The sequence below is a fragment of the Sphingomonas sp. HDW15A genome, from assembly GCF_011301715.1.
Taxonomy (GTDB): domain Bacteria; phylum Pseudomonadota; class Alphaproteobacteria; order Sphingomonadales; family Sphingomonadaceae; genus Sphingomicrobium.
This window is the reverse complement of sequence record NZ_CP049870.1, coordinates 818551-830719: the sequence shown is the minus strand read 5'-3', so window position 1 is coordinate 830719 and position 12169 is coordinate 818551. Positions and strand designations below refer to the sequence as shown.

Here is a 12169-nt window from a genome sequence, read left to right as displayed (position 1 = left end):
GACATGGACGTTTAGTCTTCCCAGTGCTGATCGCACAAGGCACGACTATATCCTTGACGATTTGTCCGGCGTCTCGCCAACGCGCCACACTCTTCGCATGTGGAGCGCGAAGCCATCGCGGCAATGTCGATAAGTCGCTTCGCCTCCGGTGTGCTGCGAGCGAGATAGACCCTGAGCTCAGCGAATTTTTGCTCGGCCTGCGCAACTGCCAGACCATCCTCCAGGCCGGCGAGGTCCTTAATCAGCTGATCATACAGGTTTCGCCAGCCTGCCGGGATCGATACCTGAAGCGAAGGAAGTTTTTCAGTCGCCATTTGCTTCTTCTGACTAAATTAGGAGGCTCTGGCGAGCATTGGCCGAAACCAGACTGTCCGCATTCGGACGTCAAGGTTGCTGGATGGCCATTGGTTAGACGAAGACCCCTTGGTCGATTTGCATGAGAAAGGTCATTACCCTCTCTCGACCGTCCGCTTCCAAAGCCAAGACAGCGGGAACGGCGCCACCCAAGCCAATTTGAGCAGTGGTGAGCCAATCAGCAGCTCGGACACCGGGGCCAGCGACTTTCGCCGCAAGCTCATAAACATTGGAGCCCTCATCAGTGGCGAGCATGCGCGTGAGCTGTTCGACGCTCGTCCGGTGCCGGCGCGTCATTTCGCTAATCAGTTCGTCTAGCTGTTCTGCGGTCACTTACATTTCCTTTCCCTGACAAGTGTCTGCACTCAGTTCAGGAATTACCAGTCGGAAAACGTCGAAGGATTCCGCTCGTTGGGCGTGCTTATAGGAGCTGGCCGGCAGTGGCCGTTAGCAGGCGATCCGCTTTTGTTGGCTTTCGACCCAAAATTGACTCTCGCTCGGCTTTGGCTGGCGCTCAGATTGACGACGGCGGACACGGCATTTTTCCACAACCTTGATTTTCCGAGCGATCAAAGTCCTGCACGGCAAGGAGAGAGCGATCAGGTCTTGCCTCAGCTCAGATCGCTGAAGACTCGCTCAAATGCCGCTACGGCTCTCCCGGGATCCTCCTGGCCCCAAACCGCCTGGCAAACGGCAATGAAATCCGCGCCGGCCTCGATTAGTGGTTTCGCGTTGTCGGGGGTGATTCCGCCAATCGCCACGCTGGGTATTTCTGCGATATTGGCCCACCAGCTCAAAAGGCCTGGTGCGGGCCGGTAATTCGATGGCTTTGTAGTGGTCGGATAAAAAGCCCCGAACGCGACATAGTCGCAGCCGGCCTCGCCCGCTTCCATCGCCAAGTGCCTGCTGTCATGGCACGTGCGGCCAATCTGAGCCTCTGGGCCAAGCAATGCGCGGGCCTCTTTGGGGTCCCCGTCAGACTGGCCAAGGTGAACTCCGTCCGCACCTATGCGCTTCGCAAGTTTCATGCTGTCATTGACAATGAAAGCCACCGCATGGTCCGCACATATGCGCTGCAACGGATCGGCCAATCGCGCGAGCTCATGCTCGTCGACCTCTTTCGCGCGAAGCTGAAAGGCCGCCACCGGCCCCCTTCGCAAGCGGCCCTCAGGCGATCCGGAAAGGAACCACCGACATCTTGCGGGCTGATGAGATAAAGCTTGCACGCCTCAGTTCGTGGAGGCGGCGGAAACACGCTGTAATCCATGTCGTCGTCGGTCATGAGGCGCTCCATAGCTTGCCGTCACCGCAATCGCACCGCGAAAAAGACTGCTACGTATGACCGCCTCTGCCATAGTCCGTTGTAAGCGGAGGAAAGCTATTGAAGGCATGGCATTGGCAACGAGGCCTTCTGGCAGTTGTGCTGGCGCTGGGGATTCCTCTTATCAGAGGCAACGCGCCCGGACAGACGGGCTCTGCCAGCGATTGCGGAATTGGTGCTGTAACGCTCGACGGAGACTTTGAGGGGGCTGGCTTTGTTGAATGTCGGCGACTTGGCCCAAGCTCTTTCTCCCTGACGATCGCCCCGGAGAACCGGCCGCCAATCAATTGCAGCCCCTGGTTTGCCTTCCGAATTCGCCAGCGCACAGCGTTACCAACGCCGGTGCGAGTGCAACTCCTATATTCGGCCTGCGGGCATCGTTATGCGCCAAAGATAAGCGCTGATACCCTCCGTTGGTCAAAGCTCCCGCCTTCGTCGGTCACCATCACGCAAGCAGACCGCCGAGCGGCCGAAATTGTCTTCATCGTCGACCAGCCGGAAACCTATGTCGCCGCCCAGGAGCTCGTTGTCGGCGCGCAATACCAAGACCAGTTCGGCAACTATTCAGCCCGACCGGGCGTCAAACAAAGGATCCTGGGTCAATCCTATGACGGCCGCCCAATTGTCGGCCTTTTCATACACTCCGGCACAGCGCCGGCGAGGGAACAGGTCTTGTTAATTGGTCGCCAGCACCCGGCTGAGGTGACCGGTGCGTTGGCAATGGATTCCTTCCTGGCCACCCTGCTTTCCAACGACCCGATCGCCCGGGCCTATCGCGATCGCTTTGAGACAATTGCTGTGCCCTTGATGAATCCGGACGGGGTTGCGCGCGGTTACTGGCGAAACAATCGCGGCAACAAAGACCTTAACCGGGATTGGCTCGCCTTCTCTCAGCCCGAAACGGCGGCGGTCGACCGACTCCTGCGCGATATCGAATCCAATCCTCGCAGCAGATTGCGGATGTTGATCGATTTCCACTCGACCCGGACGGATCTGATCTATTCCATCCCCGATGGGCTTGCGACGGACCCACCGATGGTATCGAGAGATTGGATCGCAAGACTTCGAACGCGCTTGCCAGGCTATCGTGTAAATCGCATCCAAGAGCACCAGCCAGGACTTCCAACCGCCAAGACACGGTTGTTCGAACGCTACGGCATTCCGACTGCGACTTTGGAGATTGGCGACGAAACCGACCGGGCCTGGATCAGTTGGATGGGTCGACAAGCGGCATTGGCCATGATGGAAACCTTGCTGGCAACGGCGCCGCCAACCACGAATCCGGGCAACCAATCAGAAATGAAATAAAGGCGAGCAGTTTTCCATGCTATGCGTCGTCGAAGATCGCTTCGAAGGGTCGGCATGGCGGACGTCTTTATCAGCTATTCGCGGTCTGACGAAAAGAGCGCAGCGCGGGTTGCATCGGCGCTTCTGAAATCGGGCTACTCCGTTTGGTGGGACGCCGACCTCCCGGCCCACCGCGCCTACTCGGAAGTCATCGAAACCCATCTGAAAGATGCCAAGGCCGTAATCGTGCTGTGGTCGAAAGACGCGGTTGCCTCGCAGTGGGTTCGCGCTGAAGCGGACGTCGCCCGGAATGCGCACAAGCTCGTTCAGCTTAGCCTCGACGGGACAATGCCGCCCCTGCCTTTCAACCAGCTTCAATGCGCGAGCCTGAAAGGGTGGCGGGGCGGAACCAGCCATGCCGGATGGGGCAAGCTTCGGAACAGCGTTGCGGAACTGGTAGGCGAAGCGGTCCCGGGACAGGCAAAGGCAGAGCCACGTTGGTGGACGACACCGAAGATCGGATTGGCAGCGGCCGCATTCTTGCTGCTGCTGTTCGCAGCAATTCTGATTCCCCGATATTTTCAGAGCGAAGAGGAGAAGCCGGTCGTGGCGGTCCTTCCCTTCGAGACCCTCGATAAGAAGGACGCCAGCCTCGTCGCCGGCATTTGGGAGGACACCCGCCAGGCCATCGGCCGCAATCCGCAATTATTGGTCCTGGGACCAAAGACGGCCGAGGAGATCGCGAAAAGCGGAAGCAAGTCGGCTGCAAAGCTGGCCGACTATCTTGTCGAGGCCAGCGTTCGCTCAGCGGGAAACCGGCTCCGCGTCAGCGCAAATCTGGTTAGAACGAAGGACGGCACCGAGCTTTGGAGCCAGAGCTTCGACCGACAGCTGGACGACGTCTTCGCGCTTCAGTCCGAAATAGCGACCGAAATCGAGGGTCATATTCGCGGCCGCCTCGCGCAGGGCGGTGGGGTTAAGCCAGAGAATTTCGCGACCACCGGCGAAGTGTACGCACTATACACGGATGCGCGGGCAAAAATTCGGAGACGCGACAGCCTTCGTTACGCCGAAGCTCGCGATCAGCTGCGAGAGGTGGTCAAGAAGGATCCGAACTTCGCCCCGGGATGGGCGACCCTGTCGGTTGCCGAGCAACTGTACGGTCCAAGCACCAGGCGGGACCAGATCGGCTACGATCGACGGGCCGCCGAGACCTACGCCCGCCGGGCCATTGCACTGGCTCCAAATCTTGCCGCTGGTCACACAGCGCTTGGGTTCGCGTTGAAGCAGGGACCCGCCGCCGAGGCCTCCTTGCGCCGTGCCATCGCGCTTGATCCTAATGATTTCGAGAGCATCAACTGGCTCGCCAGCATGTACAAGGCGCGCAGAGAGGACAAGGAGGCGCTTGCGCTCTACTCACGGGCGGTAAAGATCGAGCCCCTCTTCTGGCCTGCTGTTCTAAATCGCCTGGATCTCCTGCTCGAAAGCGGAGACCAGAAGGCTGCCGAGAAAGAGAGATTGAGACTTGCCAAGGTGGGCGATTCCGTCCTCGAGGCATTCGCCGGCATGGAGATCGCCAGGTTCCGTAACGACCAGTCCGAGGCTGCGAGAATCGGGTTGGAGCTTTTACGCCGACAGCCCGAGGAGAGCCGTGGTATCGTCGGCTTCCCGCTTTTTGGCGTGCTGCTTCAATTAGGTTACGCGGAGGAAGCGAGGAAGGCATTCCCACCGCCGCCCTTTGGTCCCCCTTGTGGAATAATGACCCTCGCGGACTGGACATGGTTGAAGCCCTCGGGATGCGACCGGAGCAGTTTTTCGCTGTCCATCCCCTGCCGATGAACGCGGGCCGCGTATATCTGATTTCAGGTCGCGGCGAACAACTCGCAAAACTCTATCGACAAGCGGTTTCTCGGCCCGAACAATTTCGCCTTGTTGCCGGATCGGACGTAGATTTCGTCAAACTCGCCCCCTTCATCGCCCTGGGTTTACGCCAGGCGGGAGATGAAGCCGAGGCGCAGAGGCTTTTGGCGGAAGCGGATCGATTACTCAGGACCGAGCGATTGGACCGAGTACCGGGGCAACTCGCCCTGCGGGCACGGGTGAGAGCCGTTATGGGGCAGTCGAGGGCCGCCTTGGACGACCTTACTTCGGCGGTGCGCCAGGGCTGGGTGCCTGAGCCACCAGAACTTCAGACCGACCTCGCAATGGACCCCGCGCTGGCCTCCTTGCAATCCGAACCGACATTTGAACGTGCCCGCCAAACCATTCTCAGGCATTTTGCCAAAGAACGGGCCGAACTCGGACCTGTAGACCTCAGCTATCTGAAAGCGCTGCCTTATTGATCGATGAACCCGGTTTCAGGACCCGCACCAAGGCCGGTCGAACATTGGCCGCGCACAACCGGGTCTCCGTTAATCGACTGCTCATCAGCAGTGAAGATTGTTGGCCCGATGAAAGCACTGCTATTTCCACTCACCGCAATCCTCGCTGTCGCGGGGTGTGCCTCTTACCCGAATGGTCCCATCGTCGACGGCGGCCCTATCCGCAACGACGGTTTCGCGGCGATTGGCCAGCCAACCAAGGTCGGCGCTGTCGTCGTCACGCCGAAGGCCCTGGTCGAGGACAGCCGCTGCCCGATGAACGCACGTTGCGTATGGGCCGGACAAGTGATCATCACGGCCCGCATTGACGGCGCCGGATGGCGGGAAACCACAAGGCTGAAGCTTGGCGAAGCCTATCAGACCCGAAGTGGCGCCATCGCGCTCACATCCGTTCGACCGGAGAAGATGGCGGGCGCGCAAACGCCTCTCCCCGCCTATCTGTTCGGATTCGAGCCGCGCTAAGTCGTCAGGCCACCGACGCTTCGTAGATTTCGTCGATCGCCTTGCCCAGCGCAGCGTCGAACTCGTCGTCGTCCATGTCGTCCTTGAGATCGGCCAGAAGCGCCCGGCTGAAACTGGCGATTATGCCCTGGTTCTTCTTCAGTTCGGTGCAAGCTTCCTCGCGGCTGAACCCGCCGGACAGCGCTACGACCTTCAGCACCTTTGGATGGTTCACAAGCGGCGCAAACAAGTTCGGCTCAGCCGGGATGGTGAGCTTCAACATGACGCACTGACCGTCCTCCAGCCGATCGAGCTCGTTCAGGATTTCCTTGAGAAGAATGCGGTCCGCAGCCTCGCGCTCGGGGCTCTTGATCGAAACTTCCGGCTCAACGATCGGGATAAGTCCCTTCGCGAGAATCTGCCTGGCAAGCTCGAACTGCTGGCGAACGACTTCCGAGATGCCCCTCTCGTTGGCAAGCTTGATGACAGAGCGCATCTTGGTCCCGAACATTCCCTTCTCGACCGCCTTGTCGAGAAGCGCGTCAAGGTCCGGGATCGGCTTCATCAGCTGAACGCCGTCACGCTCGTCCTCCAGGCCCTTGTCGACTTTGAGGAAGGGAACGATGCCCCGCTCCTTGAGAGCCTCCGGGGCCGGATCGCCACCGACTTCACCGTCCATCGTCTTTTCGAACAAAATGGCGCCGATGATCTTGCCGCTACCGAAGCTCGATGACCTGATGATCCGGCTGCGCATGTCATGGATAAGCGCGAACATCTCGTCGTCGCTGTTCCAGCGATCTTCGCTAATTCCGAAACCCTTTAGAGCGCCGGGGGTCGATCCGCCGGACTGATCGAGCGCCGCAATAAAGCCATCGCCCTGCTCGATCTTGGCGCGAAGCTGAGGGTCACCCGGGCACGTCTTCTCGGTCATGGTCGCTACGATCCTATGGTCTGGAACTGGCTGAATTCGTCGGCGACTTAGACCGGCTTCCCGCGACTCGCAACGGTCCGCTGCCCATCCTTGACGAGGCTCCCCGCCGCGGGCATCCAGACTCTGCTCGGGGGAGAATGTACATGCGTAGCCTGATCCTCGCCGGCGCCATCGCGCTGGCACTTGCCTTGCCATCTAAAGTCTCTGCAGCCTCGGTGAAAATCGGCAAGCCGGCACCCGACACGACCATGCACCTAGTGGACGGAAGCTCCGTCAAACTGTCCGAACTTCGCGGCCAGGTCGTCGTCCTCAATTACTGGGCGACATGGTGCGTGCCCTGCCGGGTCGAATTGCCGATGCTCGACAAATATTACCGCATCCAGGGCAAGCATGGTCTCAAGGTGTATGCTGTGGCGACGGAAGACAGCCTGCCGACCTCCAAGCTGAAGCCGCTTTTCAACGCGCTCGCTATCGCCCCGGTCCGAAAGATCGGCGGTAGCTACAAGAACTTCGACGCAGTCCCGACCAACATCGTCATCGATCGCGCTGGCGTTGTTCGCTACGCCAAGTCCGGTGCATTCGACCTGCAGGACATGAATGAGATCATCGTCCCGCTCCTAAAGGAACCCGCGCCGACAGCGCCTTAAGCTGAGAGCGCGGCGACCCCGGGGAGCACGCGGCCTTCCATCCATTCGAGGAATGCGCCGCCGGCAGTCGATACGAAGGTGAAATCGGCTGCCACCCCGGCATGGTTGAGTGCCGCGACGGTGTCGCCTCCGCCGGCCACCGATACGAGGCTGCCATCCTTGGTGAGTGCTGCGGCGGTCTTTGCCAGCGCAACGGTAGCCGCGTCGAACGGCGGCGTTTCGAATGCGCCCAGCGGACCGTTCCAGACCAGCGTCCTGCACGTCTTGAGGGCATCCGCCAGTGCCTCGACCGCCGCGGGGCCGATGTCGAGGATCATTTCGTCGCCTGCGACTTCGTGGACATTGCAGGTTCGAAGGCTTGGCGGGTTCGCCGCGAATTCCTTTGCGACGACCACGTCATACGGCAGGTGGATGGTGCAGCCCGCCTCGTCAGCCCGCTCGAAGATGCTCTCTGCTTCACCAATGAGGTCGCGCTCGCAGAGCGATTTTCCCACATCGACGCCTCGCGCAGCAAGGAAGGTGTTGGCCATCCCGCCGCCAATAACCAGGTGATCGACCTTGCCTACCAGGTTGCCGAGCACGGCAAGCTTAGTCGAAACCTTGGCGCCACCGACGACCGCCGCGACGGGCCGTTCCGGCGCCCCAAGGGCGGCCTCGAGCGCCTTGAGTTCCCGCTCCATCGCCCGCCCCGCAAACGACGGCAGCAAGTGCGCCAGTCCCTCAGTCGAGGCATGGGCTCTATGAGCAGCGGAAAAAGCATCGTTGACGTAGTAATCGCCTAGTGCGGCCATCGCTTTTGCGAGTGCCGGGTCGTTCTTTTCCTCCCCGGAGTGGAAGCGCGTGTTTTCAAGCACGCCGACATTGCCGGGAAGCATGGTGGCCACCCCGCGCTCGGCTTCCGGCCCCGCACAGTCCTCGATGAAGCGGACCGAGCGGCCGGTCAGCCGATGAAGCGGCATCACCAGCTGCGCGGTAGACATGTCCGGCCGAATTTCGCCTTTTGGCCGCCCGAAGTGCGACAAGAGGAGGACGATGGCCCCTTCCCCGCCAGTTCCGCGATCGTCGGAAGAACAGCGCGAAGGCGGGTGTCGTCCGATACCCTCGCCCCTTCCATCGGAACATTGAGGTCAGCGCGGACGAGCACGCGCTTGCCGGTGAGGTCCGCGGGAAGTTCGTCGAGGGTCCGGAAGGAGGCCATAATGATCAGATCAGCCGGGCGATGGCGCCGGCGGTATCGACCATGCGGTTCGAGAAGCCCCACTCATTGTCGTACCAGCTGACAACGCGGACCAGCTTGCCCTCGATGACCGCGGTCTCGAGACTGTCGACGGTCGAGCTTGCCGGGCACCCATTGAGGTCGATCGAGACCAGCGGCTCGTCAGTGTATTCCAGGACGCCCTTAAGCGGCCCACTGTCTGCCGCGGCCTTCAGTGCGGCATTGATCTCTTCACGCGATGTGTCGCGGCCCGGAGTGAAGGTGAGGTCGACAAGGCTGACATTGGGCGTCGGGACGCGGACGGCCGAGCCGTCGAGCTTGCCCTTCAGTTCGGGAAGCACTTCACCAACGGCACGGGCAGCACCGGTCGTCGTCGGGATAATCGACATCGCAGCAGCACGGGCGCGACGCATGTCGCTGTGGATCTGATCAAGGATCTTCTGGTCGTTGGTGTAGGCGTGAATCGTCGTCATCAGTCCGCGTTCGATACCCACGAGGTCGTTCAGGACCTTGGCGACCGGGGCCAGGCAGTTTGTCGTGCAGCTCGCGTTTGAAACAATCGTGTGCTCAGCCGTCAGCTTGTCGTGATTGACGCCGTAGACGACCGTGAGGTCCGCTCCCTTCGCGGGAGCCGAGATGAGCACGCGCTTCGCGCCGGCGTCGAGGTGCTTCTGTCCGCCCTCGCGATCGGTGAAGAAACCCGTGCATTCGAGAGCAATGTCCACGCCCATCTCGCCGTGGGGAAGCTTGGCCGGGTCGCGTTCGGCAGTGACCTTGATGCGCTTGCCGCCAACGATCATCGTATCGCCTTCAGCGCTGACTTCGCCCTGCCAAGCGCCGTGAACGCTGTCGCGCTTGAAAAGCAGCGCATTGGCCTTGGCGTCGGCGAGGTCGTTGATCGCGACCAGCTCGAGGCCATGATCTTCGCGGCTGAGTATGGCGCGAGCGACGAGGCGGCCGATGCGGCCGAAGCCGTTGATTGCGACTTTGGTCATTTCTTCAGTTTCTCCAGAATCTTGGGGGTGATTGCGTCGGCAGTCAGGCCGAAGTGTGCGTACAGATCCTTTGCGGGCGCCGAAGCGCCGAAGCGGTCGAGACCAAACCGGAGGCCGTGCAGTCCGGTGTAGCGCTCCCAGCCGTACGTCACGCCGGCCTCGATCGACACTCGCAGGATTTCCTTGTTCGAGACATCCGGAAGGATGTCCTCGCGATAGGCCGCGTCCTGCGCATCGAACTTGTCGGTCGAGACCATGGACACGACGTCGGCCCCGATTCCATTCTCTTCGAGACGCCTGGCGACCTCAACCGCGATCTCGATTTCGCTCCCCGTGGCCATCACGATGACCTTGCGATCATTTTCGGCGGCCTTGAGACGGTAACCGCCGCGCGCGCTGAGGTTTTCGCCGACTTTTTCGATACGAACAGGCTTCAGATTTTGCCGCGAAAGGGCGAGCAGGCTCGGGCCGTCCTGGGCGAGCGCGTCGGCCCAGCACTCCGCGGTTTCGACGGCATCGGCCGGCCTGTAGACCGTGAGCCCCGGCATTGCGCGCAGTGACTGCAAGTGTTCGACCGGCTGGTGGGTCGGACCATCTTCGCCAAGTCCGATCGAATCGTGCGTCATGACGTGAACGACTTTCGCGCCCTGAAGCGCGCCGAGCCGAATCGCACCGCGGCTATAGTCGGAGAAGACGAGGAAGGTGCCTCCGTACGGCACGACGCCACCGTGCTGGGCCATGCCGGTCATCGCAGCGGCCATGCCGAACTCACGGATACCGTAATAGATATAGCGGCCGCCGTAATTCTCGGCGTCGAGCGGCTCCATTCCCTTGGTCTTGGTATTGTTGGAACCGGTGAGGTCAGCCGAACCGCCGATCGTGGCCGGCAGATGCGCGTTGATCTTTCCGAGCGCCATCTCCGACGCTTTTCGGGTCGCGACGGTCGGCGGATTGGCAATCAGTTCGTCGAGATAAGGTTCGAGCCAGCCGTCATCGCACTTGCCCTCGAGACGAGCGAGGAGTTCATCCCTCTTGCCGCTTTCGCCCAGCCGCTTCGACCAGTCGGCGCGCGCTTTCGCCCCGCGGCCACCGACCTGGCGCCATTCGTCGAGTACGTCAGCGGGTACGGAAAAGTCTTTCGGCTCGAGACCCAGTTCGATCCGCGCCGCGTTGATTTCTTCCTTGCCGAGCGCCGCACCGTGGGTCGCGGCAGTGCCCTGCACGTTCGGCGCGCCGTACCCGATGATCGTCCGGCAGCGGATGAGCGACGGGCGCGGGTCGGCCTTGGCTTCTTCGATCGCCCGGGACACGTCGTCAGCATCGAGGCCATCGCACTCGCAAGTGTGCCATTTCATGGCTTGGTAGCGGGCAACGACATCCTCGTTGCGCGACAACTCCGTCGAGCCATCGATTGTGATTCGATTGTCGTCCCAAAGGACGATCATGCGGCCGAGCTTGAGGTGGCCGGCAAGGCCGGCGGCCTCGTGGTTGACACCTTCCATCAGGCAGCCGTCGCCAGCGATAACGTAGGTGTGGTGATCGACGAGGTCGTCACCGTAGATGGCGTTAAGGTGGCGCTCTGCAATCGCCATGCCGACGGCCGCAGCAAAGCCCTGGCCGAGAGGGCCGGTCGTCGTCTCGACACCCGGCAGCATGAAGCTTTCGGGATGCCCGGCACATGGGCTGTCGATCTGACGGAATTTCTTGATGTCCTCGAGCGTGGGCCGCTCGTACCCGGTGAGATAGAGCAACGCATAAATCAGCATCGATCCGTGACCAGCGGACAGGACGAAACGGTCGCGGTCTGGCCAGGTCGGATCGGCAGGATCGAATTTCAGGTGCCTGGTGAACAGCGCCGTCGCGGCATCGGCCATGCCCATCGGCATTCCGGGATGGCCGCTGTTCGCGGCCTCGACCGCATCCATGGCCAGCCCCCGAATGGCATTGGCTAGTCGGCGCTGGGTCGGCTCCATGGTCGCTCCTTTGTCGGATCGGCCGCACCACCGGATTCGCTAGGGGCCGTTGGTTTGGTGCCTATTGTCGCAGACAGGCGACCCGTCAACCTTCGCGCCGCGCTTGTGCCGCGCTTCGCTCTGATTTAGCGAGAGAGGATGAGCAATCCGCAGCTAATGGAAGCGTTGGACCGTGCGGAGCGTGCACTCGATCGGCTCGATCGCGCCGCATCATCGCTTCGGGAAAGCCGGGAAAGAGAAAAACGGCTGAAATCGACCGTTCGCGAAGTCGTGGCCGAGCTCGATTCGATTATCGCCGGCGGTAGCCGCTGATGGCCGAGGTGACTTTGAACATCGCCGGCCGGGCCTACCTGGTCGCTTGCCGCACGGGCGAGGAAGACAATTTGCTGGCTGCAGCCCGGCTCGTCGACGGCAAGTGCCGCGAAGCCCTGGCGGGCCTGGGCACGCTTAGCGAATCCCGCCAATTTCTATTCGCATCGCTGCTTCTTGCCGACCAGCTCCTGGAGAAGCCCGGGGCGCAGACCCCAGCCGTAGACCACACGGTTGCCCCGCGCGTTGAACAACTGGCCGAGCGGCTGGAAGCTATCGCATCTGCCCTTGAGGAGGCAGGCAACGAGGCCTAG

12 protein-coding genes and 2 pseudogenes are annotated in these 12169 nt (G+C 61.3%); 7 read left to right on the top strand and 7 right to left on the bottom strand.

Annotated features, from left to right (window positions below; translation table 11 throughout):
• Positions 1–11 precede the first annotated feature (11 nt).
• The 3 genes and pseudogenes from G7076_RS04340 to thiE form a co-directional block, all read right to left on the bottom strand.
• A complete protein-coding gene (locus G7076_RS04340) occupies positions 12–314 on the bottom strand; it encodes a hypothetical protein (RefSeq protein ID WP_166200710.1) in 303 nt (100 codons plus the stop codon).
• Between the two features lie 94 nt (positions 315–408).
• Positions 409–687 (bottom strand): MbcA/ParS/Xre antitoxin family protein, encoded by a 279-nt coding sequence (locus tag G7076_RS04335; protein ID WP_166200708.1) that lies wholly within the window; start codon positions 685–687, stop codon positions 409–411.
• A 278-nt stretch (positions 688–965) separates the two neighbouring features.
• A pseudogene (thiE, locus tag G7076_RS04330) lies at positions 966–1636 on the bottom strand (thiamine phosphate synthase).
• 99 nt (positions 1637–1735) lie between these two features.
• Between thiE and G7076_RS04325 the strand changes: the two are divergent.
• The 4 genes from G7076_RS04325 (at position 1736) to G7076_RS04310 (ending at position 5805) form a co-directional block, all read left to right on the top strand.
• Positions 1736–2983, top strand: coding sequence for a M14 family metallopeptidase (locus tag G7076_RS04325; RefSeq protein WP_166200706.1), 1248 nt, complete (start codon positions 1736–1738; stop codon positions 2981–2983).
• Between the two features lie 54 nt (positions 2984–3037).
• Positions 3038–4801 (top strand): TIR domain-containing protein, encoded by a 1764-nt coding sequence (locus G7076_RS04320; RefSeq protein WP_166200704.1) that lies wholly within the window; start codon positions 3038–3040, stop codon positions 4799–4801.
• Positions 4741–5304, top strand: coding sequence for a hypothetical protein (locus G7076_RS04315; protein WP_166200702.1), 564 nt, complete (start codon positions 4741–4743; stop codon positions 5302–5304). Before G7076_RS04320 ends, G7076_RS04315 begins: the two co-directional genes overlap by 61 nt.
• A 90-nt stretch (positions 5305–5394) precedes the next feature.
• A complete protein-coding gene (locus G7076_RS04310) occupies positions 5395–5805 on the top strand; it encodes a hypothetical protein (RefSeq protein ID WP_166200700.1) in 411 nt (136 codons plus the stop codon).
• Positions 5806–5809: 4 nt separating this feature from the next.
• Here G7076_RS04310 and G7076_RS04305 read toward each other — a convergent pair whose 3' ends face one another.
• Positions 5810–6715, bottom strand: a complete 906-nt coding sequence (locus G7076_RS04305) for a fructose bisphosphate aldolase (RefSeq protein WP_166200698.1) — start codon at positions 6713–6715, stop codon at positions 5810–5812.
• 143 nt (positions 6716–6858) lie between these two features.
• On the opposite strand from G7076_RS04305, the gene G7076_RS04300 reads away from it, so the two are divergent.
• On the top strand, positions 6859–7362 hold the full coding sequence (locus G7076_RS04300; protein ID WP_166200696.1) for a TlpA disulfide reductase family protein: 504 nt from the start codon (positions 6859–6861) through the stop codon (positions 7360–7362).
• Here G7076_RS04300 and G7076_RS04295 read toward each other — a convergent pair.
• From G7076_RS04295 to tkt, 3 genes and pseudogenes are all read right to left on the bottom strand, one after another.
• Positions 7359–8560 (bottom strand): annotated as a pseudogene (locus G7076_RS04295) (phosphoglycerate kinase). The gene G7076_RS04300 and the pseudogene G7076_RS04295 sit on opposite strands and share 4 nt — an antisense overlap.
• A gap of 5 nt (positions 8561–8565) precedes the next feature.
• Positions 8566–9573: a type I glyceraldehyde-3-phosphate dehydrogenase gene (gene gap / locus G7076_RS04290; protein ID WP_166200694.1), complete on the bottom strand. Its 1008-nt coding sequence runs from the start codon at positions 9571–9573 to the stop codon at positions 8566–8568.
• Positions 9570–11546, bottom strand: a complete 1977-nt coding sequence (gene tkt / locus G7076_RS04285; RefSeq protein ID WP_166200692.1) for a transketolase — start codon at positions 11544–11546, stop codon at positions 9570–9572. Before tkt ends, gap begins: the two co-directional genes overlap by 4 nt.
• A 138-nt stretch (positions 11547–11684) precedes the next feature.
• Here tkt and G7076_RS04280 point away from each other — a divergent pair, with 138 nt between their 5' ends.
• Both G7076_RS04280 and G7076_RS04275 read left to right on the top strand, forming a co-directional pair.
• Positions 11685–11858 (top strand): hypothetical protein, encoded by a 174-nt coding sequence (locus tag G7076_RS04280; protein ID WP_166200690.1) that lies wholly within the window; start codon positions 11685–11687, stop codon positions 11856–11858.
• Positions 11858–12169 (top strand): cell division protein ZapA, encoded by a 312-nt coding sequence (locus tag G7076_RS04275; RefSeq protein WP_166200688.1) that lies wholly within the window; start codon positions 11858–11860, stop codon positions 12167–12169. Before G7076_RS04280 ends, G7076_RS04275 begins: the two co-directional genes overlap by 1 nt.

What these genes read in the sequence shown, in the direction of transcription:
- G7076_RS04340 (WP_166200710.1), bottom strand. Translation starts at nt 314, where the DNA reads ATGGCGACTGAAAAACTTCCTTCGCTTCAGGTATCGATCCCGGCAGGC.
- G7076_RS04320 (WP_166200704.1), top strand. Translation starts at nt 3,038, where the DNA reads ATGGCGGACGTCTTTATCAGCTATTCGCGGTCTGACGAAAAGAGCGCA.
- G7076_RS04315 (WP_166200702.1), top strand. Translation starts at nt 4,741, where the DNA reads ATGGTTGAAGCCCTCGGGATGCGACCGGAGCAGTTTTTCGCTGTCCAT.
- G7076_RS04305 (WP_166200698.1), bottom strand. Translation starts at nt 6,715, where the DNA reads ATGACCGAGAAGACGTGCCCGGGTGACCCTCAGCTTCGCGCCAAGATC.
- G7076_RS04300 (WP_166200696.1), top strand. Translation starts at nt 6,859, where the DNA reads ATGCGTAGCCTGATCCTCGCCGGCGCCATCGCGCTGGCACTTGCCTTG.
- gap (WP_166200694.1), bottom strand. Translation starts at nt 9,573, where the DNA reads ATGACCAAAGTCGCAATCAACGGCTTCGGCCGCATCGGCCGCCTCGTC.
- tkt (WP_166200692.1), bottom strand. Translation starts at nt 11,546, where the DNA reads ATGGAGCCGACCCAGCGCCGACTAGCCAATGCCATTCGGGGGCTGGCC.
- G7076_RS04280 (WP_166200690.1), top strand. Translation starts at nt 11,685, where the DNA reads ATGAGCAATCCGCAGCTAATGGAAGCGTTGGACCGTGCGGAGCGTGCA.
- G7076_RS04275 (WP_166200688.1), top strand. Translation starts at nt 11,858, where the DNA reads ATGGCCGAGGTGACTTTGAACATCGCCGGCCGGGCCTACCTGGTCGCT.